Source organism: Pantoea sp. MBD-2R (genome assembly GCF_039134845.1).
In the GTDB taxonomy this organism is placed as follows: domain Bacteria; phylum Pseudomonadota; class Gammaproteobacteria; order Enterobacterales; family Enterobacteriaceae; genus Erwinia.
In genome coordinates this window covers 4,597,977-4,618,408 of the sequence record NZ_CP152417.1, presented here as the reverse complement: position 1 = coordinate 4,618,408, position 20,432 = coordinate 4,597,977, and the positions used below count along the sequence as shown (strand labels likewise).

General features: G+C 53.1%; 22 protein-coding genes. 7 read left to right on the top strand and 15 right to left on the bottom strand.

Annotated features, from left to right (window positions below):
- Positions 1–89: 89 nt before the first annotated feature.
- Positions 90–1,274 carry a nucleoside transporter C-terminal domain-containing protein gene (locus AAGQ96_RS21285; protein WP_147200379.1) on the bottom strand — a complete coding sequence of 395 codons (1,185 nt, stop codon included), beginning with the start codon at positions 1,272–1,274 and terminating at the stop codon, positions 90–92.
- A 198-nt stretch (positions 1,275–1,472) separates the two neighbouring features.
- Here AAGQ96_RS21285 and rph point away from each other — a divergent pair, with 198 nt between their 5' ends.
- Together rph and pyrE are read left to right on the top strand one after the other, a co-directional pair.
- Positions 1,473–2,189, top strand: coding sequence for a ribonuclease PH (gene rph / locus AAGQ96_RS21280; protein ID WP_147200378.1), 717 nt, complete (start codon positions 1,473–1,475; stop codon positions 2,187–2,189).
- 46 nt (positions 2,190–2,235) lie between these two features.
- A complete protein-coding gene (pyrE, locus tag AAGQ96_RS21275) occupies positions 2,236–2,877 on the top strand; it encodes an orotate phosphoribosyltransferase (RefSeq protein ID WP_342754497.1) in 642 nt (213 codons plus the stop codon).
- A gap of 42 nt (positions 2,878–2,919) precedes the next feature.
- Here the strand turns inward: pyrE and slmA are convergent, their stop codons facing one another.
- The 3 genes from slmA to coaBC form a co-directional block, all read right to left on the bottom strand.
- Positions 2,920–3,516, bottom strand: a complete 597-nt coding sequence (slmA, locus tag AAGQ96_RS21270; protein ID WP_147200376.1) for a nucleoid occlusion factor SlmA — start codon at positions 3,514–3,516, stop codon at positions 2,920–2,922.
- 119 nt (positions 3,517–3,635) lie between these two features.
- Positions 3,636–4,094: a dUTP diphosphatase gene (dut, locus tag AAGQ96_RS21265; protein ID WP_168199660.1), complete on the bottom strand. Its 459-nt coding sequence runs from the start codon at positions 4,092–4,094 to the stop codon at positions 3,636–3,638.
- Positions 4,072–5,286 (bottom strand): bifunctional phosphopantothenoylcysteine decarboxylase/phosphopantothenate--cysteine ligase CoaBC, encoded by a 1,215-nt coding sequence (gene coaBC, locus AAGQ96_RS21260; RefSeq protein WP_342754496.1) that lies wholly within the window; start codon positions 5,284–5,286, stop codon positions 4,072–4,074. The genes dut and coaBC overlap by 23 nt, the downstream gene beginning before the upstream one ends.
- Positions 5,287–5,475: 189 nt before the next feature.
- Here coaBC and radC point away from each other — a divergent pair, with 189 nt between their 5' ends.
- The 4 genes from radC to mutM all read left to right on the top strand — a co-directional run bounded on the left by radC (position 5,476) and on the right by mutM (position 7,744).
- Positions 5,476–6,147, top strand: a complete 672-nt coding sequence (gene radC / locus AAGQ96_RS21255; protein ID WP_147200374.1) for a DNA repair protein RadC — start codon at positions 5,476–5,478, stop codon at positions 6,145–6,147.
- Between the two features lie 282 nt (positions 6,148–6,429).
- Complete coding sequence (gene rpmB / locus AAGQ96_RS21250) at positions 6,430–6,666, top strand: 50S ribosomal protein L28 (RefSeq protein ID WP_147200373.1); 237 nt, start codon at positions 6,430–6,432, stop codon at positions 6,664–6,666.
- Positions 6,667–6,682: 16 nt separating this feature from the next.
- Positions 6,683–6,850, top strand: a complete 168-nt coding sequence (rpmG, locus tag AAGQ96_RS21245; RefSeq protein ID WP_001051798.1) for a 50S ribosomal protein L33 — start codon at positions 6,683–6,685, stop codon at positions 6,848–6,850.
- An 84-nt stretch (positions 6,851–6,934) separates the two neighbouring features.
- Positions 6,935–7,744, top strand: a complete 810-nt coding sequence (mutM, locus tag AAGQ96_RS21240) for a bifunctional DNA-formamidopyrimidine glycosylase/DNA-(apurinic or apyrimidinic site) lyase (protein WP_342754495.1) — start codon at positions 6,935–6,937, stop codon at positions 7,742–7,744.
- A 10-nt stretch (positions 7,745–7,754) separates the two neighbouring features.
- Here mutM and coaD read toward each other — a convergent pair whose 3' ends face one another.
- The 8 genes from coaD to AAGQ96_RS21200 all read right to left on the bottom strand — a co-directional run bounded on the left by coaD (position 7,755) and on the right by AAGQ96_RS21200 (position 16,096).
- Positions 7,755–8,246, bottom strand: a complete 492-nt coding sequence (gene coaD, locus AAGQ96_RS21235) for a pantetheine-phosphate adenylyltransferase (protein ID WP_342754494.1) — start codon at positions 8,244–8,246, stop codon at positions 7,755–7,757.
- Positions 8,243–9,025, bottom strand: a complete 783-nt coding sequence (locus tag AAGQ96_RS21230) for a glycosyltransferase family 2 protein (RefSeq protein WP_342754493.1) — start codon at positions 9,023–9,025, stop codon at positions 8,243–8,245. Before AAGQ96_RS21230 ends, coaD begins: the two co-directional genes overlap by 4 nt.
- Positions 9,026–10,300, bottom strand: coding sequence for a lipid IV(A) 3-deoxy-D-manno-octulosonic acid transferase (gene waaA, locus AAGQ96_RS21225; RefSeq protein ID WP_147200369.1), 1,275 nt, complete (start codon positions 10,298–10,300; stop codon positions 9,026–9,028).
- Positions 10,301–10,403: 103 nt separating this feature from the next.
- Positions 10,404–11,537, bottom strand: a complete 1,134-nt coding sequence (locus AAGQ96_RS21220) for a glycosyltransferase family 4 protein (protein WP_342754492.1) — start codon at positions 11,535–11,537, stop codon at positions 10,404–10,406.
- Positions 11,530–12,618, bottom strand: a complete 1,089-nt coding sequence (rfaQ, locus tag AAGQ96_RS21215; protein ID WP_342754491.1) for a putative lipopolysaccharide heptosyltransferase III — start codon at positions 12,616–12,618, stop codon at positions 11,530–11,532. Before rfaQ ends, AAGQ96_RS21220 begins: the two co-directional genes overlap by 8 nt.
- Before the next feature lie 70 nt (positions 12,619–12,688).
- Positions 12,689–13,639 carry a glycosyltransferase gene (locus tag AAGQ96_RS21210; protein ID WP_254446372.1) on the bottom strand — a complete coding sequence of 317 codons (951 nt, stop codon included), beginning with the start codon at positions 13,637–13,639 and terminating at the stop codon, positions 12,689–12,691.
- Positions 13,640–13,692: 53 nt separating this feature from the next.
- Positions 13,693–14,793, bottom strand: coding sequence for a glycosyltransferase family 9 protein (locus tag AAGQ96_RS21205; RefSeq protein WP_147200365.1), 1,101 nt, complete (start codon positions 14,791–14,793; stop codon positions 13,693–13,695).
- A 217-nt stretch (positions 14,794–15,010) separates the two neighbouring features.
- Positions 15,011–16,096 carry a glycosyltransferase gene (locus AAGQ96_RS21200; RefSeq protein WP_147200364.1) on the bottom strand — a complete coding sequence of 362 codons (1,086 nt, stop codon included), beginning with the start codon at positions 16,094–16,096 and terminating at the stop codon, positions 15,011–15,013.
- Positions 16,097–16,421: 325 nt separating this feature from the next.
- Between AAGQ96_RS21200 and AAGQ96_RS21195 the strand changes: the two genes are divergently transcribed.
- The gene (locus AAGQ96_RS21195; RefSeq protein ID WP_342754490.1) at positions 16,422–17,402 is read left to right on the top strand and encodes a polysaccharide deacetylase family protein; all 981 of its coding nucleotides are present in this window, start codon (positions 16,422–16,424) and stop codon (positions 17,400–17,402) included.
- Positions 17,403–17,478: 76 nt separating this feature from the next.
- Here the strand turns inward: AAGQ96_RS21195 and AAGQ96_RS21190 are convergent, their stop codons facing one another.
- From AAGQ96_RS21190 to rfaF, 3 genes are read right to left on the bottom strand one after another with little or no spacing between them, the layout of a single operon-like run.
- Complete coding sequence (locus AAGQ96_RS21190; protein WP_342754488.1) at positions 17,479–18,396, bottom strand: glycosyltransferase family 2 protein; 918 nt, start codon at positions 18,394–18,396, stop codon at positions 17,479–17,481.
- The gene (rfaC, locus tag AAGQ96_RS21185; RefSeq protein WP_147200361.1) at positions 18,389–19,372 is read right to left on the bottom strand and encodes a lipopolysaccharide heptosyltransferase RfaC; all 984 of its coding nucleotides are present in this window, start codon (positions 19,370–19,372) and stop codon (positions 18,389–18,391) included. Before rfaC ends, AAGQ96_RS21190 begins: the two co-directional genes overlap by 8 nt.
- The gene (gene rfaF, locus AAGQ96_RS21180; protein ID WP_147200360.1) at positions 19,360–20,421 is read right to left on the bottom strand and encodes an ADP-heptose--LPS heptosyltransferase RfaF; all 1,062 of its coding nucleotides are present in this window, start codon (positions 20,419–20,421) and stop codon (positions 19,360–19,362) included. Before rfaF ends, rfaC begins: the two co-directional genes overlap by 13 nt.
- Positions 20,422–20,432: the final 11 nt, after the last annotated feature.

The following is a 20,432-nucleotide window of genomic DNA, read 5'->3' as shown; positions in this document are numbered from 1 at the left end:
GCTAAGAACCGCTCGCGCCCGATGTGGAACTCCAGCCGGAACAGGCACGATCGCCTCTGCCTGTTCCGGTAGCATATCCCTTCTGCGAGTTAGAGCACTAACCCGGCAAAAGCGGCGGAAAGCAGGCTGACCAGCGTGGAGCCATAGACAAGTTTCAGTCCATAACGTGACACAACGTTGCCCTGTTGCTCGTTCAGGCCTTTGATCGCACCCGCTACAATGCCGATTGAAGCGAAATTGGCAAAAGAAACTAAAAAGACGGACAGTATCCCCAAACCGCGCGGGGAAAGTCCTGCGGCCACTTTTTTCAGCTCAATCATTGCCACAAACTCATTAGCGACCAGCTTAGTCGCCATGATGCTTGCTGCCTGTAAGGCATCGGCCGCTGGAATGCCAATCAGCCAGGCGAATGGCCAGAAGACATAGCCCAGCACCTGTTGAAAACTGATGCCAAAAATCGTCGAAAACAGCGCGTTTACGGCAGAAATTAAGGCAATAAAACCAATCAGCATCGCCAGGATGATCATGGCTACCTTAAAACCGGCAAGAATGTATTCACCCAGCATTTCAAAAAAGCTCTGATCTTCGTGCAGCTTTTCAAGAACGATTTCCGGCTCATCGCCTGGCGGAATCGGATTGATAATCGACAGAACAATAAACGTGCTGAACATATTGAGCACCAGCGCGGCAACAACATAACGCGGCTCGATCATCGACATATAAGCGCCCACGATGGAGAGAGAAACGGTCGACATCGCGGCGGCAGCCATCGAATAAAGTCGGCGCGGAGAGATATCAGCCAGAATGCCTTTATAGGCAATGAAGTTTTCTGACTGCCCTAAGATCAGCGTACTCACAGCATTAAAAGACTCCAGCTTGCCCATGCCATTCACTTTAGAGAGCACGGTACCCACTACCCGGATCAGCACGGGTAAAATGCGGAGATGCTGCAAAATGCCAATAAGCGCAGAGATAAAAATAATTGGGCACAGCACGCCAAGGAAAATAAACGCCAGCCCCTGACTGCTCATCCCGCCAAAAACAAAATCAGAACCGTTGGCGGCAAATTTTAGCAGGGTGGTGAAAAAGTCGGACACTGCCGCAACCAGCGTGAGGCCGCTGGCGGCATGCAAAAAGAACCAGGCCAGTGCCCCTTCGATAACAAGCAGTTGAAAAATTACGCGCGGGCGGATTTTTTTGCGGTCATGACTAAACAGCAGCGCCAGCAAAAAAATAGCCGCAACGGCCAGAATAAAATGAAGTATCTCAGGCATATCAGCACTGTCCAACAGAAGGAAGAAGGCTGCATTTAGCCATATTTTCTGTCCTGTTTCATTCAACCTTGCGATATCTTGTTATTTTGTTCCGGGTTAAGTACCGGCGTGCATAAGAAGCGGCGGCTGTCATAGGCATTCGGCAGTGAAATCCGTATAATGCGCAGCCAAACATGATTCGTAAGCCGGAGAGAAACCATGCGTCCAGCAGGCCGTAGCGCACAACAGGTGCGTCCCGTCACACTGACCCGCCATTACACCAAACACGCAGAAGGTTCAGTTCTGGTTGAATTCGGTGAAACTAAAGTTCTGTGTACTGCCACCATTGAAGAAGGTGTGCCTCGTTTCCTGAAAGGTCAGGGACAGGGCTGGGTAACGGCTGAATACGGTATGTTGCCGCGTGCCACCCACAGCCGTAACGCGCGTGAAGCCGCTAAAGGTAAACAAGGCGGTCGTACACTGGAAATCCAGCGCCTGATTGCTCGCTCTTTGCGTGCTGCACTGGATTTAAAGGCGTTAGGTGAGTTCACTATTACGCTGGATTGCGATGTTCTCCAGGCGGATGGCGGTACCCGTACCGCTTCTATCACCGGTGCCTGCGTGGCGCTGGCCGATGCGCTTAACCACCTGGTCTCTATCGGTAAGCTGAAAGCGAATCCGATGAAAGGCATGGTTGCGGCTGTTTCCGTTGGGATCGTGAAAGGCGAAGCGCTTTGCGATTTAGAATATGTCGAAGATTCTGCCGCAGAGACCGATATGAATGTGGTGATGACCGAAGATGGCCGCATGATTGAAGTGCAGGGCACGGCAGAAGGTGAGCCCTTCACTCATGATGAGCTACTGACGCTGTTGTCGCTGGCAAGAGGCGGCATCGATACCCTGATTCAGGCACAGAAAGCAGCGCTACAAGACTGATTTTCCAGGCGAGCCGCCTTTTTTATAACTGATTGAGGATTGAGACATGAAAGCCTGGCAGCGCCAATTTATCGAGTTCGCCATCAACAAGCAGGTGCTGAAGTTTGGTGAGTTTACGCTGAAATCAGGGCGTAAAAGCCCTTATTTCTTTAATGCCGGCCTGTTTAATACTGGTCGCGATCTGGCGCTTCTGGGCCGTTTTTATGCTCAGGCGCTGGTTGATTCCGGCATCGATTTCGATCTGGTTTTTGGCCCGGCCTACAAAGGCATTCCAATTGCGACTACCACTGCCGTCGCGCTGGCCGATCATCATGACCGCGATGTGCCTTACTGCTTTAATCGCAAAGAGGCAAAAGACCACGGCGAAGGCGGTACGCTGGTCGGCAGTCCGCTTCAGGGACGCATTATGCTGGTAGATGATGTGATTACTGCCGGGACGGCTATTCGTGAATCGATGGAAATCATCGCGGCGAATCAGGCTACGCTGGCAGGCGTGCTTATCTCCCTCGATCGGCAGGAACGCGGACGTGGGAAGGAGTCAGCAATTCAGGAAGTGGAGCGTGATTACGGCTGTAAAGTGATCGCAATCATTACGCTGAATGAGCTCATTACTTATCTCGAAGAAAAGCCCGAACTGGCTGACCACCTTGCCGCGGTTCGTGCCTATCGCAGAGAGTACGGTATCTGAATCCGATGCGGGCCAGCCGTTGTGGCCCGCTTGCTTTCCCGGCTACACCAGCTGGGATGCCATTAATGGCCAGCGCGTCTCGAATTCTACCGTAGGGCGGTAGCGGAATCCTGAGCGGACAAAGCGCGACAGCAAGCCCTCACAAAAAGCCAGAAGCTGACTGGCCAGCAGCGCCTCATCCGTTTTAAAACCTTCGCCATCACGCATCTTTTGCTCACGCAGCACCTGGCGTAGCTGGACTTCTATGCGTTCAAACAGCTGATTGATCCGTCCCTGCAAACGATCCTGTTCAAACATCAGCGCGTGGCCGGTCAGAATACGCGTTAAACCCGGATTACGCTCACCAAAGCCCAGCAACAATTGAATAATCAAACGCAGACGCGGCTGCGTCTCTTTTTCGTCTTTCAAAATCAGATTGATGCGCGTAATCAGGCTGTCTTCAATAAACTCGATCAGGCTGTCGAACATTCGAGTCTTGCTGGGAAAATGCCGGTAAAGCGCGGCTTCAGAAACGCCAACATTCGCCGCAAGCTTAGCGGTTGTAATCCGCTGGCTGCCGTCACTCGATTCCAGCATTTGCGCCAGCGCCTGCAGTATTTCTTCGCGACGATTCCGTTTCGCACTCTTTTTTTCTGCCATGTCCTGAAAGACCCCTGAAATATCACCGTGTACGGGCAAGCGCCCACGCAACGTCCGTGAGCGCAGGCTCACGGCGGAATTAAGGATTAATTAACTGCTTCGGCGTGCCGGGCTGGTGGCTACTGGCGACCAGAATGGCCGAATCCACCTTCACCGCGATCGCTGGTATCAAAATCGTTTACCAGATTGAATTCAGCCTGCACAACCGGCACAAATACCATCTGGGCAATGCGCTCGCCGGGTTCAATGCTGAACGCGTCCTGGCTGCGGTTCCAGACGGAAACCATCAGCTGCCCCTGATAGTCTGAATCAATCAGGCCAACCAGATTACCCAGCACCACGCCATGTTTATGACCTAAGCCCGAGCGAGGCAGGATGACCGCCGCCAGCTGCGGATCGCCGATGTGAATAGCCAGTCCGGTCGGCACCAGCGTAGTGGCACCAGGCGCGAGCTGGATGGCTTCATCCAGACATGCACGCAGGTCAAGACCCGCCGAACCAGAGGTGGCATAAGCGGGTAGTGGAAAAGTCGTACCCACGCGCGGGTCTAAAATCTTAACGTCGATTTTTTTCATCATAACGGCTGACTATCTCGTCTAGTAAATGTTGGCCAAGGAGTTGCTTATCGCTGAGCGGTAAGACTTTCTCTCCTTCCTGCCAAAAAAGATGCAGGGCATTGTTGTCGCTGTTAAAGCCTTGCCCGGCCTTAGATACATCGTTGGCACAGATTAGATCAAGATTTTTCCGTACCCTTTTTTGTCGGGCGTATTCTTCCACATTCTGGGTTTCTGCTGCAAATCCCACCACAAAAGGCCGGCTTTGCTGCATCGCCCCTACGCCAGCGACAATGTCAGGATTTTTCACCATGCTCAGGGTGAAGACATCCCCTTGTTTCTTGATTTTTTCCGCTGCGACTTCGGCCGCGCGGTAATCTGCAACGGCTGCGGTAGCAATGAAAATATGCTGATTAGCCGCCTCTGCCATAACTGACTGTTCCATTTCTAAAGCGGTCAGCACATCGATTCGCTTAACACCTGGTGGCGTTTCTAAGGCAACAGGGCCAGCAACGAGCGTCACATCAGCACCACGTTTAGCTGCTGCCGCCGCGATGGCGAAGCCCATCTTACCCGAGCTGTGATTGCTAATGAACCTTACCGGATCGAGCGCTTCGCGCGTTGGGCCAGCGGTAATCATGATTTTAAGGTGCTGTAAATCTTTAGCCGGCAGCGCCCAGTTTACGGCTTCATCTACAATTGCCAGTGGATCTAACATTCTGCCAGGGCCAATGTCGCCACAGGCCTGACTTCCGCTGTCAGGTCCCCAAATCATCACGCCGCGTGAAGCCAGCATCTGAAGATTATGCTGCGTCGGCAGCGCCCGATACATTTGCTGGTTCATGGCGGGCACCACCGCGATGGGGGCGGCTGTAGCAAGGCAAATCGTGGTGACCAGATCGTTTGCCATCCCTGCGGTTACGCGGGCGATAAGATCGGCCGTCGCCGGTGCCAGAATCACTAAATCGGCCCATTTTCCCAGCTCGATGTGGCCCATTGCCGCCTCGGCTGCGGGGTCAAGCAGATCGTCAGAGACCGGATAGCCAGAAACCGCCTGCAGGCTGAGCGGAGTAATAAACGCTTTTGCCGCGTCGGTCATAACGACCCGCACTTCCGCGCCACGATCGCGAAGGCGCCTGACCAGTTCAGGCGCTTTATAAGCGGCAATACCGCCACTGACGCCCAGAACAATGTGTTTACCGGTTAATCCTGCCATGTTGATCCGCCCATTGAGTCAGATTGACGCGACGTGTGCGTCGGAATCCTGCCATTTTATCACACTCTCTGTCTTCGCCTTCAGGCACGGTAATGCCTTTGTGACGCTTCACGAAGAGTCGCGAAAAATGCATGGAAAACTACTGTATATAATGCCATGCTTTTGTCGATTGAGGAAGGAGGGATGCAAATGGAAAAGCAATGGGTAACACAGCCACCGCGTGAAAAACTTATGCAGAGCGGGGCGGGGGCGCTGACGGATACAGAATTACTGGCGATTTTTCTGCGAACCGGCGCGAACGGGGTGCATGTCATGACGCTGGCGCAGCAGCTGCTTGATGAATTTGGTTCGCTTTACCGCTTGATGAGCGCCGGAGAGCAGGCGTTCAAACAGATTAAGGGCGTGGGAATCGCTAAATATGCGCAGCTGAATGCGATTGCGGAGCTGGGACGGCGCTTCTTTACCTGCAATGAGAAGATTGAAAAACAGGTGATGCAAAGCCCGGTTGATATGGTGAATTTCCTGTCCAGCAAGCTTGCACACCGCGAGCGCGAGATTTTTATGGTGATCTTTTTCAATAATCAGCACCAGGTGATTCATTGCAGCGAAATGTTTTCCGGCACCATCGCCAGCGTAGAAGTTCACCCACGCGAAATCGTACGTGAAGCGCTGAAACATAACGCTGCGGCTCTGGTGCTTGCACATAATCATCCCTCAGGGTTATCCGCGCCCAGCGTGGCCGATCGCGATGTAACTCAACACGTTATCGAAGCCTGCCAGCTGTTAAGCATTCGCGTACTTGACCATATAGTGGTAGGGCGGGGAGAATATACGTCTTTTGCGGAACTGGGCTGGATTTAGCGGGCGGCCAGGAGGCAAATTGCGCTTTTTCACCCCTTGTCGGCGTCAGATTTCGGTTCAAATGGAGCAATTTTGCACGATCCACAGGGATCTTTATCTGTTCGGGACTTGAGCACCGGCCTTGCAGGGCGTATACTACGCCACCTTTGAGAATCTCGGGTTTGGCATTTGGGCCTGCTCAGCGGGTTCACATAGAACTCGCCTGGATGGGCTAAGAGCCTGACGAGGCGGCCAAGACCTTATTTTTAAAGCTCGAGCTTATTTGATTTTTGGAGAATTGACATGTCACGAGTCTGCCAGGTAACTGGAAAGCGCCCGGTGACGGGTAACAACCGTTCCCACGCAATGAACGCGACGAAACGCCGTTTCCTGCCGAACCTGCACTCTCACCGTTTCTGGGTTGAGAGCGAAAAGCGCTTCGTTACACTGCGCGTATCTGCCAAAGGCATGCGCGTAATTGATAAAAAGGGTATTGAGACGGTTCTGTCCGATCTGCGTACCCGCGGTGAGAAGTACTAAGGTAAGGAACTGAAACATGGCTAAAGGTATTCGTGAGAAGATCAAGCTGGTTTCTTCTGCTGGTACAGGTCACTTCTATACCACCACGAAGAACAAGCGTACTAAGCCGGAAAAACTGGAACTGAAGAAATTCGATCCTGTTGTCCGCCAGCACGTGATCTATAAAGAAGCTAAAATCAAGTAATTGAATTTAGTGGATGAAAAACCTCGCTTCGGCGGGGTTTTTTCTTTTGTGGGAAACGAAAAGTTTATCAGCAGGAGGTCATCAATGCCGGAACTACCAGAGGTTGAAACCAGTCGACGCGGTATTGAGCCGCATCTTGTTGGCGCCACTATTCTGCATGCGATTGTTCGCAATGGCCGCCTGCGCTGGCCGGTCTCTCATGAAATTCACAGCCTCAGCGATCAGCCCGTACTCAGCGTACAGCGTCGGGCGAAATATCTGCTGCTGGAGCTGCCTGCCGGCTGGATAATTATCCACCTTGGCATGTCCGGCAGCCTGAGAGTGTTACCGGAAGATTTACCCCCCGCTAAGCATGACCACGTCGATCTGGTGATGAGCAACGGCAAAGTCCTGCGCTATACCGACCCGCGACGCTTCGGAGCGTGGCTGTGGAGCACCGATCTGGCTGCCAGTAACGTTCTGGCTCATCTCGGCCCGGAGCCGCTGAGCGAAGCGTTCAGCGCCGATTATCTGTTTGAAAAATCGCGCGGCAAGCGTACGCCCGTTAAGCCGTGGCTGATGGATAACAAGCTGGTGGTAGGCGTGGGGAATATTTACGCCAGCGAGTCGCTGTTTGCGGCCGGGATCCATCCCGATCGACCGGCAATGGCGCTGACAAAGGAAGAGGCGGAGCTGCTGGTTGCTACCATCAAAGCTGTGCTTTTGCGGTCGATTGAGCAGGGCGGCACAACGCTGCGGGATTTTTTACAATCGGACGGCAAGCCAGGCTACTTTGCGCAGGAACTCCAGGTTTATGGTCGTGCTGGCGAACCTTGCCGCGTTTGCGCCACGCCAATCATGAGCGCCAAACACGCTCAGCGTAGCACTTTCTTTTGCCCGGTCTGTCAGAAGTAAGGCTGAGCGACTATCCGTTCGGCAGCGCCAGCTTTGTCAAAAGCGCCGTATAGACCGGCTCAGGCAGGAAGGCGCTGACGTCGCCGTTATGGCGCGCGACTTCCTTGACCAGCGTTGAAGAGATGAAGGAATACTCTTCAGAGGGCATCATAAACACGCTTTCGAGGCTTGAGAGCAGATGGCGGTTCATCTGCGCCAGCTGCATCTCATATTCAAAATCAGAAACTGCTCGCAGGCCACGCACCAGCACGTTTGCCTGCTGACCGCGGGCAAAATTCGCCATCAAATCACTGAAGCCCACCACTTCTACATTCGGCAAATGTGCCACCACCTGCTGTGCCAGCCCCACGCGCTCTTCCAGTGAAAAAAGCGGCTTCTTGCTCGGACTGGCAGCGATAGCTAACACGATGTGGTCGAACATCAGCGCAGCGCGGGTAACGATATCAAGATGACCATTGGTCATCGGGTCGAAGGTGCCGGGATAGATCGCTTTCGTGCTCATAAGCCGCCCTTGCTGGAAGCGTGAGAAGAGTGATTTAGCGCCCAGAGCGCCGTGTACTTATTAAAAGTATACTGCGCGTTGACCACGGCCAGTAGCCAGCCCTGCTTTCCATCCAGAAAACCGGCACGCAGTATCAACGTCTTACAGAAGGCGCCAAGCGTGTGGGTAAACACTGACAGAATGCTGCAACGTTTGCCCTGATGATAGCGCTGCTTTGCCCAGGCTTCCGCATAGGCGAACTGCTTCCACTGAAAAGCGGAAAAATCACGGCAGGTCAGATGAAGGAGGTCGCCCTTTAGCGCCACAACGGGTGCGTTCTGGGTTTCAAGTGATTCATGAACCTGATGATCGTTATAGCTGAAGTCGGCAGGGTACAGACGGACAACGCGATCCGGATACCAGCCGCTGTGCCGCATAAAACGCCCAAGAAACAGATTACGGCGCCCGATGCTGTAGACCGTGTTTGAGGCGGGCTGCTGCAAAACATGCTCGATAGCCTGCTTCAGCTGTGGCGTCACCCGCTCGTCGGTATCGATCATCAATATCATCGGGTGCGTGGCATAGCGTTGGGCCAGCTGTCGCTGTTTGCCGTAGCCGTGCCATTCGGTGGAATGAAAAACTTTCGCGCCGTGTCGGGCGGCGATTTGCGGTGTTCCGTCGCTGCTCCCGGAGTCCAGCAGGACGATCTCATCCGCCCAACTGACAGACTCCAGGCATTCCGGCAGTAGTTCAGCTGCGTTTTTAGCAATGAGTACGACGGAAAGAGGCCTTAAAGACATTTAGTGATTCCGCTGTGGCAGATAAGGTTCGAGTAACTGTAGCAGACGCTGCAACGCGCCCTGATTCTGATGAAGCACTTCAACGGCATGGCGGCCGTAGTAGAGCCGGTAGTCTTCATCCGTCAGCAGCGTACCAATTTCTTTATCCAGCGAAGCGGCATCGGTGACGGTAATCAGGCCATCGGCCTGCTGTAATTTGGCGCAGATATCTTTAAAGTTGAAGATATGCGGCCCCATTAAGACCGGAATGGCATGTGCTGCCGCCTCCAGAGGGTTATGTCCGCCTCGTTCAACCAGGCTGCCACCCACGAAGGCCAAATCGGCAATGCCGTAAAGCAGCATCAGTTCGCCCATGGTATCGCCAATCACCACCTGCGTGTCGCCTGACGGGATTTCACCGCTGCTGCGCAGGGTGTAGCTGAAGCCGGCTTTCTGCGTCATTTCACGGGCGGTAGCAAAGCGTTCCGGGTGACGCGGCACCAGAATGAGCAGCAGCGTCGGGAAACGTTCCAGCAGCTTACGGTGCGCTTCCAGAATCACGCTCTCTTCACCTTCATGAGTACTGGTTGCAATCCAGACCTGGCGGCGTGGCGCCCACTGGCGGCGCAGCGTAATGGCGCGAGCGGCCAGCTCAGGCGTTACCGAAATATCAAATTTCAGGCTGCCGGTCACGGTCAGTTGAGATCGCTTCAGGCCAAGCGTGATAAAACGTTCACCATCTTCGGCATTTTGCGCTGCGATCAGCGTAATTTGTTGCAGCAGGCGGCGCATAAATTTGCCGAGCTTGCCGTAACCTTTCGCGGATCGTTCCGACAGACGGGCATTGGCAATGACCAGAGGGATGTTGCGAGCGTGCAGCTGGGCGATCATATTCGGCCACAGCTCGGTTTCCATGATGATAACCAGCCGCGGATTCACGTTGTTGAGAAAGCGATTCATGGAGCCTGGTAAATCGTAAGGCAGATAAACGTGGTCAACGTCTTTGCCGAAAGCTGAGGCGGCCCGTTCAGATCCTGTCGGCGTCATCGTGGTTACGGTGATGGGCATCGAGGGATAGCGATGACGTAGCGCCCGCACCAACGGCACGGCCGCCAGCGTTTCTCCTACCGAAACGGAATGCAGCAGAATACCGTCCGGCTTAACTTTGCCTTTACAAAAACCGTAGCGCTCCGCCCACCGCTTACGGTAGGCAGGGGCTTTTCTGCCTCGCAGCCAGAGCCGAAGCCAGATGAGAGGCTGAATAAGGTACAGCAGGGCGGTATAAATTGTTGTCATCACAGTGTTTACGAAGTACGGAGAAACTCGCGCCAGAAAATGCTGGAAAAGAGAAATATTACCGCATGTTAGCAGATAAGTCGTTGCCGCTCACACCTTCTTCTCAGGGCTGCTGCAACACGTGTTGATACAGCGCATGGAGTTGGTCTGCCAGCCGCTGTGGCGAACAGGGTAGCACGCGTTGACGCGCTGCATCGCCCATTCGCGCATCCACAGTTCTCAACGGGATGGCTTGTGCTGCTGCCGTAAGGGCGGCGACATCAAGCGCATCGCAAACGAATCCCTGTTCACCTTCCACGATAAACTCGGCACCACCGCAGGTAAAACTGGTAATGACTGGCAACCCGCAGGCCATCGCTTCCAGAATGACATTAGGAAAAGGATCGTAAAGCGTCGGCAGCATCAGGCCGTCAGCCGCATGATAATAAGGAATGACGTTATGCTGTACGCCCACAAAATGAACCCGTGTTTCACAGCCCAGGCTGCGTGCCAGGCTGACATAGCGTGACTGCTGTTTATCCTGCCCAACGACGATTAGATGGGCATCGGTCGCGGCCAGCGCGGTAATACTGGCGTGCAAGCCTTTGCGCTCAAAGCCCGAGCCAATATAGATAAAAACCTTGGTCTCGGCAGGAAGGTTCAGCTGCGCGCGTGATTGCTGGCGCTCGGCAGGTGTGGCTGGCTCAAACCGCTGGCAATCGATAGCGTTATAGATGACCGCAAATTTCTCTTCCGGCACCTGAAAACAGCGGATGATGTCGTTTTTGACCATCACAGAGTTGCAGATAATTTTCTTGAGCGACGGCGAACGGAACATCTCCTCTTCTGCCGCCATAACATAGCGGTGATAGGCGCTCAGGCCGGTCAGCATACGTTGCAGCGGCGAAACGATACGTGCCCGTTGCTCAAGCCATACGCGATGCACGCCGTCGCCCGCACGGAAAATATCACAGCCTGCAATGCGTTCATGGCTTTGCACTATATCGAATTCCTCCCGTTGCCAGCAGGCACGGGCCGCTTGTGCAAAGCCACGTTCGCGTGAGATTCGGCCCCACTTTTTCGGGTTGCAGATATGCAGGTGCCAGTCTGGCTTAGGTTCGCCCTGCCAGCTGCGCGTGATAATATTCAGTTCGAGACTGCCATCTTCCAGCGCTTCCAGCGCACGGGAAATAAAGCGCTCTGCGCCGCCATCTGGACGATATTTCTGCCGTACTATTGCCAGTCGAACTTTACTCATCCAGAGATTTCCTTGCGGCTTTGATCACCTCTTCCAGCGGGATTGCCGAGAGATAACGGGTTTCAGTTTTTGTATCAATACTGTCCGGTGCGGGAAGCGGAGCATAGTCGCCAGCCCAAATCACCTGGTTATTCTCCCCCCACGGACGCCACTGCTTCAGCTTCGTTGGCCCGAACAGGGCGATGCAGTGAGTATCCAGCGCGGCGGCCATATGCATTGGCGCTGAATCTACGCCGATAAACAAGCGTGCGTGATCGATCAGGGCAGCCAGCTGCGGCAGCGTTAGCTTGCCCGCCAACGAGATAACCCGCTGTTCCGGGCAAAGAGAGCGGATATGGTCAATCATCGCCAGCTCTTTTTTGTCGGGTGCGGCAGTCAGGACGATATCCCTCTGATCCGATGCCAGCGCAGTAATCAGCCCGGCAACCTTCTCATCTTCCCAGCATTTAAATATCCAGCGTGAGGTCGGCTGAATCACAATATAGGGTCTGGGCGAAGGCTGACGCTGGGCCAGTGCGGCCTGAGTATGTTCCCAGTCGGCGGCGCTGTAGTGCATAGCCGCTGGAAATCCGCTAAAAGGGATATTTAGCGGCTGGAGCGCGGAAAGATTTTGCTCAACGGTATGCAGCTGGGCGTGATTTTCTGTCGACACCCGATGCGTGTGGGCATATTCCCACAGCTTATTGCGCCGTTTATGGTAATCGAATCCGATACGGACTTTCGCACCCGAGAGACCGGTAATGATTGCGCTACGCCACTGATCGGCAAGATTAATCACCAAATCATAGTGCTGCTGGCGAATGGCCCGCACTAACGCGACCTCATGCCGAATGTGCTGCCAGCTTCCCTCTTTTTTCCAGTTACGATCGATAAAATGAATGTGACGGATTGACGGATGGGCTTGCAGCATCGGGCGCGTCTCTTTATAGAGCAGCACGTCGATATTCGCCTGCGGATACTGCTGGCGGAGCGCCTCAATGACCGGGGTGGTAAGCAGCATGTCACCATGATGGCGTAGCTTAATCAGCAAGATATTCAGCGGCGTAAACGAGATCATCGATTGAGGAGTAGCCATACTCATTGCATCTCAAAGTGAAGTGGACCGATTGTAAGGGAAACCCCTGGCAGGGAAAAGCCGCAGCACTGCAACATTACTGCTTACGCCAGCGATAAATGCGGCTCAGCCAGAGCAGCAGTTGGTACCACTGACGAAGGCCGCGAGCATTGCGCAACATTCGGCCTGGCGTTTTGCTGGCAATCAGATCGGCGATCATTGCCTGTCGCGCTGCTTCATCCGGCTCACGACGAATGGAGTGGCAGACCGTTAACGCTTCTTTCGTGACCTGACGATACAGCGCGGAGCCGATTTTTACTTTGTGCCGATAACGCTGGTTAATTTCATCCAGCATGCGGGCTATTTTCAGGTAGTGGCGCTGATAGGCAACGTTTGCCTGGCCCGTGCGCTTTTGATTACTGATTGACTGGTCGTGAACGTAATAGCAATACATCACCTCGTCGGTATAGCGTACACGCTGGGCGTTTAACATCAGTTCCGTTGTCCAGGGAATGTCCTGATGATGCAGACCTGGTTCAAACAGCAGGTTCAGCTCGGCGATCAGCGATCGGCGATAAATGCCCAGCCAGACCACGTGAAGATAGCGATTGGTGGCCAGCGCTTTGCTCAGCCACTCTGCACCGCTAAGCACTGAAGTCGACTGCAGGCGGTCGGTTGGAATAAGCGTTTTGGCCTTACCAGATCCCCAAAAAACGCGCTCAGCATTACACTGTGCGACATCAAGATCGTCTTTTTCCGCCATCGCGATAAGCGTGCTGTACATCTCCGGGTTAAGCGTATCGTCCGCATCCGGAAAGGTCACGTACTTGCCACGCGCAACCGCCAGGCCAGCGTTACGTGCACGGGATACGCCGCCGTTCTGCTGATCGATGACCTGCACGTGCTCATATTGATCGGCATAGCGGTGAGCCATCAGCGCCGATTCATCGGTAGAACCGTCGTTAACGATAATAATCTCAATTGACTGGAGCGTTTGCGCCAGTGCTGACTCAATGAATGCCTTGAAACTCTTCCCGGCGTTATACATTGGAACAATGATGCTCAGCTGAGGCGCTGAGGTTTTATCATGCGGCTTCATACTCAGGATAGGGTCTTCTTCTCAGCAAACTGCGGCGTACGCGCGCAAATAAAATCGTAAATATCATCCAGCTTACGCTGATCAAGCTCAAAAAGTTGTTCAACAGGATGGTTGAATTTATACAGGGCATGGAACACAAAAGACGAGGGTGCAATATGGTTAGGGCCGATCAGCAAGACATCGCCTAAAGGACGCTGTTCTTCCACGCAACAAGGGCCATAAATCAGGATCACCGGCACATTTTGTGAATCCGCGATGTACACATTGCCGGAGTCGGACGCCACGTAAAAATCCATCTGGCTGAGAGCATAAGGCAGTCCTTCCAGCGAGACTTTACCAATCAGGTTAACGATATTATCACGCTCACCAACGACTTTATTGAGCTCATTCAGGCGGGTAAGTTCATTCGGCGCACCAAAAACATAAAACAGACAGGGCAGCGTGCTCAGGCGATCGAAAAACTTCTTCCAAATTTCCGGCGGGATGGTTTTCGCCTGATTGCCAGCGGAGATGCTCAGGCCGATTTTAATTTTATCGGTGCGGAAAACCTCTGGCGGCGTATCGTCCGGCTTGAACAGTGGCAGCGTGGCATGTTTAGGGTAGCTCTCTTTAGTAAGGGAACGATCTGCCAGCTTGAGATAGTTTTCCAGCGTCAGTGAGGTTTTTTCATGCTCTACCGTACCGCTCGCGGTGAGATAGAAAATGCCCTGATACCATTTTCTGCGATACATCGACAGGAACTGTTTGTTGTCGGCATTGCAGCAGGCTGCATAAAACAGGTTGATATTATTGGGGTGCAGAAGGTAGACGTTTTCATAACGGTTCATCAGTTTGAACGCCAGTTTCAGCTTGCTGAACGTGCTGGTTTTGAAATCTTCTACATAGAAAATTTCGTCCAGAGTCGCATCATGCTGCGCCAGCGGCGCAACGGTACGACTAAGGAGCGCGTCGCTGCGCTCAAGATGACTAAGTAACGGCGTGATGTTGATAAAATCACCGATCTTAGCCGTCTGAATAACCAGATTGCGTTTTGGCTTTTTATGACCCAGTTTCAGCAGCAGTTTTACAGGCAGCAGAAGTAAAAATAACAGCACGTAATTCAAGCTCTTTTCTCCCTGAGCAAAGACGTCGGTATACCAGTTGGCACTACGGGCAAGGCTGGATGCTGCACCGTGCTTTGATATCCGTTCTGGGTTATGAGCGTTATCATGGGCTGAAACCTTAAATAGTAAAAACACACTTACCTGAATCTGAATCGGGCAATTTTTGAAAGGCGCTAGTTTATCCTGAACTTACGCAGTGATATGCCTGTGCAGTGCCTTAATGCGCGCTGAGTTCCAAATATTTTTGGCATATGGTTTCTACGCTATAGGCTTCCAGCTGAAGTTGTGAAACATCAGGCGGGTTCAGATAAATTTCCCGTATCGTTGCGGCGAGCGACTCATCATTTAACGCTGCCAGCCCCCGAGCCAGATCGCCCGTTAGAATTGAAACGGGTCCGCCAGGGCAGCTTGTGCTGACTACCGGCGTCTGGCAAATCAATGCTTCAACAATGACGTTACCAAATCCTTCGCTGTCAGAGCTCACCACCAGCAGCTTTGCATGGCGTATCCACGGATAAGGATTACTGATAAATCCTTTAAAAATAACCCGCTCTTCAATTCCCAGCTCGACGGCCAGCTGCCTGACCGCCGCCGTGGCTTCGCTGCTACCCTGACCAATAAGTACCAGCGGCGCACTCACCCCGGATTTTGCATAGGCACGTAACAAACGGTCATGGCGTTTGGTTTTGTGAAAGCGCCCAACGTGGATCAGGTAATCCTCACCTGCCATCTTGCAAGGTTCGAGTGACTGCTGGTGGATAGCGTCAAAGTCAAAGGGATTAAAAACAATCCGCTCCTGCTTTGGCTGCACATTAAAAGCCCGTTTCAAATCATCAACCACGTACTGGGACACACCAAGGACGTTTCGGTTCTGATAAACGCGGTGTGTTTTGACTTTTTTTTGCCACAAGGAGAAACCCTTGCGATGGGCAAGGTAGGAGGCTGAAAAAACGCCATGCAAACAAAACCAGGTTTTATCCGGCTGTAAACAGCGGCAGCGGCTGACAATGCGATCGGTCTTATGCAGATGAGAAACGATTAAATCAAAAGGATCATCCTGCGACTCTGCTTTAACTATGGCTTTATCAAGTTGAGCGGCACGTCGCCGCAGTTCGGTTAGCTTTCTCCAGGGAGATTTGCACTGGTCTTGAATCACCTGATAATCAATCCCTTCGGGGATCGTGTAATCACATATGGCCCGAAGGGAAAACAGCGATACGCGGTGGCCGCGCTCAATTAACCCGCGCGACAGCGTCAGCACGACTTTTTCTGCGCCACCACCGGGTAGACCATCAATGATCATCAATATGCGCCTGGACAATTTTTCACCCTTAAGCAAAGAACAATTATGTGGCGAGAGTCCGTTCCTCGCTTGCATTCACATAAGTAGAAAACCTTTTTTTATCTTTTCAGGCAGTTCCTTTGCCGAACCCAATTCGTTCTGTTTTGCTTCGCGGCCTAATCTACAAGGATTTACCCTCTTCCTCTAATGAGGGTATCTTAGAAAAATAAAAAAGATAGCGCTACAGCGAATCGGTAACGTGTCGTCTTAACCGGCAAATCTCTTTGCGTCAGTCGGAGCGGCTGCGTAACATACCGGCAGGAATAATACGGAGCCTGAAACTGGCATGAAAAAACCGGCATTTTTGATCACCATAGATACCGAAGGTGACAATCTCTGGCGTAATCGCACGGGCATTGTAACCACTCATAACGCAGCTTATCTCTCTCGCTTCCAGCAACTGTGCGAAAAATACGCCTTTAAACCCACCTGGCTGACCAACTATGAGATGGCAATTGATCCGGTTTATGTCGATTTCGCCAGCGACGTCATTGCTCGTGGGCAAGGTGAAGTTGGCATGCATCTGCATGCCTGGAACAGCCCGCCCGCGTATCAACTCACCGATAATGACTGGCAGCATCAGCCATATCTGATCGAATACCCACGTGAAGAGATCCGCAAAAAAGTTATATTCATGACTGAACTGCTGGAAAAAACGTTTGGGGTAAAAATGCTCAGTCACCGGGCTGGTCGCTGGGCGTTTAACGAATATTACGCACAGCTACTGATTGAGTTTGGCTATCAGGTGGATTGCTCCGTCACGCCTAAGGTGAACTGGGCGTTTTCATCTGGCGCGCCTCAGGGGAACGGCGGAACGAACTATACTCACTTCCCGTCTGGAGCCTATTACCTTGATGCGGAAAATATTGCGCGGCCAGGCTCATCGCCACTGCTGGAAGTACCAATGAGCATCCAGTACAAGCATTCAGGCCTGATGAACAGCCTTAAGCAGGGCTACGATCGCCTGCGAGGGAAACAGCGTAGTCCTTCCGTACACTGGCTACGGCCTGTTGGCGGTAATGTTGAGCAGATGATTGCCGTGGCGGAAAAAACCCTGGCCGAAGGGGCGGATTATGTCGAATTCATGCTGCATTCCAGCGAGTTTATGCCCGACGGTAGTCCGACGTTCAAGAATGAAGCGGATATCGATCGCCTTTACAGCGATTTGGAACAGCTGTTCAGCTGGCTGCAAAGCAGAACGCAGGGCATGACGTTAGCGGAGTATGCGGCTGAAAAACATCACAGCAGTGCCGCATCGGTGAGCTGACCATCGCTTTTACAGCATGTTTTTGGGTTGCGAAAACCCAAGCCAGAACCGCTTATCCGGGTTTCGGGCGGGGCGGTTACAAGCCCCGCTTACGCACCTTAAGCATCTTTCTTTTATAGCTCGTCCTGATTTTTCCGTTCAGTAAGAAGCGCATCAGGCTAACGCGTGCGATCCGTTCCCCAATCCGTCTGCCCTGTGGCGTTCCCTGAAGCATCCCGTGGTAACGATTAGCGATATCTAACCAATGGCAGGTAATCAGATGTTCATACTGCGCGGGCAAGACATCATCCATATGCGCGGTGGCGTCGATCAGACAGGTAATTTTACGCTCGTCGATAGCGGAGGACAGGCTTTGCTGATGTTTACGATAGAGATAAAAACCGGCGCGGGTAAACAGCGTTTTTTTACTTTTGGTCAGTAATAGCGGAAACAGCCAGGTGTCTTCATAACAGATAAAGTCCGGAAAGGCATGTTGCTGCAACAGCTGACGCGCAAAAAACTGCCCAATGAAATGGGCCTGGTAGTCTTTATGGATCAGAAAACGCTCGATAGCCTGATGCTGCGTCAGATCCTCATACCCGGAAACCTGCCATTTCAAATCGGCATCGGGGTCACGGACTTCAATGATATGACTCAGAAAAATATCCGGCGCGGTTTCCTGAACCGTAGCGAGCTGGGTTTCCAGTGCGCCAGCAAGCAGCACGTCGTCGCTATCGACCATCAGAATATAGTCACCCGATGCCAGCTGTACGGCGTGATTACGCACTTTACCGACATTACGAAAATCGGTGCGGCTGCTTTTGAGCTGGGGCAGACGTCTGGCGTAATCATCAACGATCGCCTGGGTGTTATCCGTAGAGGCATCATTGACGACGATAATTTCGGTGGTTGCCAGTGCATTGCCCAGTGACGCGACGATGCTGTCGAGCGTGGCGGCCAGATAATTACCGCAGTTGTGTGCGGCAATCAGGATGCTTAGCTGAACGTTATTCATTGGTGCCCGGCGGAATGAGAAGCGCATTAAGCTGGGTTGCTACGCTCTCCGGGGAGATATCAGCCATGTTATTACCCTGGGCCGGACGCAGTACAAACTGGTTTTTACCATAGCCGCCAATCAAACCCGGATCGGTTGGACCATAAAGCGTGATATTAGGTCGGTCCAGCGCGGCCGTTAAATGGCTAAGGCCGGTATCAACTGAGACGACCGCTTTGGCACCCGCCAGCGTACGGGCCACCTGCTCCAGAGTCAGCTTAGGCAGCACTTCAACGTGCTCAAAGCCTTCTGCCAGGCGTTTTGCCCGCTGATGTTCATGTTCGGCCCCCCACGGCAGTTTGATTTTCATGCCGCTGCCGAGCCGCTCAATCAGCTGCCGCCAGTTTTCTTCAGGCCAGTGTTTTTCATCACGCGTGGTGGCGTGCAGGAAAACCAGATATTGTCCTGCATCGACGGGCGGCTCTGCCAGAAAATGCCCGGCAATCGCATAGTCGCCGGTACTCTCCGGCAGCGCGTAGCCCAAACTTTTCGCGAAGAGTTCGCGTGTACGCTGCACGGCATGCTGCTGCCGGTTGATCTCATGACGCTTGTCATACCACCAGCTGGCAAAAGGCTCGCGCGCGCTACGACTGTCCTGCCCATGTTTAACGCCTTTGGCAATACGCGTCACCAGCGCAGCGCTTTTGATCAGACCCTGAGCATCGATCACCAGATCATACTGACGTGACTGCACTTCACGCTTAAACAGGAAACGTTCTTCACGAACTTCACTGCCAAACCAGTGCTTGCGCCAGCGACGAATCGCAACGGGAATGACGCGATCGACGGCCGGATGCCAGCCCGGAATTTGTGCAAAACCTTCTTCCACCACCCAGTCAAAACGGATACCTGGAATGGCCTGCATGGCGTCGGTCAGCGCAGGCAGCGTGTGTAACACATCTCCCATTGAGGAAGTTTTCACAATCAGGACGTGCATGTATTCTCCTGGCTTTTATCCAGCAACGTAGCCAGTTCGGCGATGACCCGCTCGGGTTGAATATCAATCAGGCTTTGATGATAGCCCTCGGCAGCATCCCCTTTACGCACCTTGTGATAACCGGTAATCAGCCGGATAACGCGGGCCTTATCTGACAGCGGTGGCGTGAAGTCAGGGCTGCTGGGGCCATATAATGCGACCAACGGGCGATCCAGCGCGGCAGCAATATGCATTAACCCGGAATCATTACTGACCACGGCGCGGCAATGTGCCAGCAAAATGACCGCCTGCTCAAGCTGGGTTTCCCCCGCCAGATTGTGGCAGTGCTGGCGGGAATCTGCCTGCAAGCTCTGCATGATTTGCTCGCCGGTCTCTTTATCTTTCGCCGAGCCAAACAGCGCAATCTGGTAGCCGTCATCAATCAGCTTTTGCGCCAGCGCGGCATAGTGATAATGCGGCCAGCGCTTAGCCGGGCCAAATTCTGCGCCGGGACAGAAGCCAATAACTGGCCGTGCCGCAGAAAGCCCAAATTGTGCAGCAGTAGCCTGTTTCTCTGGCTCGTGAACGGAGAGAGCAGGCCACAAGAGCGGCTGGGGAAGATCGGCTGCGCTACGAATACGCGCTTTGTCGTAGGCCAGCGCCACATAGCGTTGAACCATCAGTGGGAAGGCGGTTTTATCCAGTACCCGAACATCGTTCAGCAAGCCGTAACGCATCTCGCCGCGCCAGCCTGTGCGGGTTTTGATATCGGCGAAAAAGGGTACCAGGGCCGACTTAAACGAGTTTGGCAGGACATACGCCCGGTCATAACCTTTATCACGCAGGGCTTTACCCAGACGTCGACGTTCGCCAAGCTCCAGCGCGCCATGACCTAACGGCATCGCCAGCGCTTCATTGACTTCAGGCATACGCGACAGCAATGGACGGCACCAGGCGGGCGCCATCACATCGATCACGGCATCAGGATTCTCTGCCTTCAGCGTGCGATAGAGACTTTGCGACATCATCATATCGCCGACCCAGGAAGGACCGATAACCAGAATTTTCATTGCCGGATCCG

Excerpts from the sequence above, each read along its gene's own strand:
- rpmG (WP_001051798.1), top strand. The coding sequence starts at position 6,683 with ATGGCTAAAGGTATTCGTGAGAAGATCAAGCTGGTTTCTTCTGCTGGT.
- mutM (WP_342754495.1), top strand. The coding sequence starts at position 6,935 with ATGCCGGAACTACCAGAGGTTGAAACCAGTCGACGCGGTATTGAGCCG.
- coaBC (WP_342754496.1), bottom strand. The coding sequence starts at position 5,286 with ATGGCAGGATTAACCGGTAAACACATTGTTCTGGGCGTCAGTGGCGGT.
- AAGQ96_RS21190 (WP_342754488.1), bottom strand. The coding sequence starts at position 18,396 with ATGAATAACGTTCAGCTAAGCATCCTGATTGCCGCACACAACTGCGGT.
- coaD (WP_342754494.1), bottom strand. The coding sequence starts at position 8,246 with ATGAGCACGAAAGCGATCTATCCCGGCACCTTCGACCCGATGACCAAT.
- AAGQ96_RS21210 (WP_254446372.1), bottom strand. The coding sequence starts at position 13,639 with ATGTATAACGCCGGGAAGAGTTTCAAGGCATTCATTGAGTCAGCACTG.
- AAGQ96_RS21195 (WP_342754490.1), top strand. The coding sequence starts at position 16,422 with ATGAAAAAACCGGCATTTTTGATCACCATAGATACCGAAGGTGACAAT.
- pyrE (WP_342754497.1), top strand. The coding sequence starts at position 2,236 with ATGAAAGCCTGGCAGCGCCAATTTATCGAGTTCGCCATCAACAAGCAG.
- rfaC (WP_147200361.1), bottom strand. The coding sequence starts at position 19,372 with ATGCACGTCCTGATTGTGAAAACTTCCTCAATGGGAGATGTGTTACAC.
- AAGQ96_RS21285 (WP_147200379.1), bottom strand. The coding sequence starts at position 1,274 with ATGCCTGAGATACTTCATTTTATTCTGGCCGTTGCGGCTATTTTTTTG.
- rph (WP_147200378.1), top strand. The coding sequence starts at position 1,473 with ATGCGTCCAGCAGGCCGTAGCGCACAACAGGTGCGTCCCGTCACACTG.
- slmA (WP_147200376.1), bottom strand. The coding sequence starts at position 3,516 with ATGGCAGAAAAAAAGAGTGCGAAACGGAATCGTCGCGAAGAAATACTG.
- AAGQ96_RS21230 (WP_342754493.1), bottom strand. The coding sequence starts at position 9,025 with ATGTCTTTAAGGCCTCTTTCCGTCGTACTCATTGCTAAAAACGCAGCT.
- rpmB (WP_147200373.1), top strand. The coding sequence starts at position 6,430 with ATGTCACGAGTCTGCCAGGTAACTGGAAAGCGCCCGGTGACGGGTAAC.
- rfaQ (WP_342754491.1), bottom strand. The coding sequence starts at position 12,618 with ATGAGTATGGCTACTCCTCAATCGATGATCTCGTTTACGCCGCTGAAT.
- waaA (WP_147200369.1), bottom strand. The coding sequence starts at position 10,300 with ATGACAACAATTTATACCGCCCTGCTGTACCTTATTCAGCCTCTCATC.
- radC (WP_147200374.1), top strand. The coding sequence starts at position 5,476 with ATGGAAAAGCAATGGGTAACACAGCCACCGCGTGAAAAACTTATGCAG.
- AAGQ96_RS21200 (WP_147200364.1), bottom strand. The coding sequence starts at position 16,096 with ATGATCATTGATGGTCTACCCGGTGGTGGCGCAGAAAAAGTCGTGCTG.
- AAGQ96_RS21220 (WP_342754492.1), bottom strand. The coding sequence starts at position 11,537 with ATGAGTAAAGTTCGACTGGCAATAGTACGGCAGAAATATCGTCCAGAT.
- dut (WP_168199660.1), bottom strand. The coding sequence starts at position 4,094 with ATGATGAAAAAAATCGACGTTAAGATTTTAGACCCGCGCGTGGGTACG.
- rfaF (WP_147200360.1), bottom strand. The coding sequence starts at position 20,421 with ATGAAAATTCTGGTTATCGGTCCTTCCTGGGTCGGCGATATGATGATG.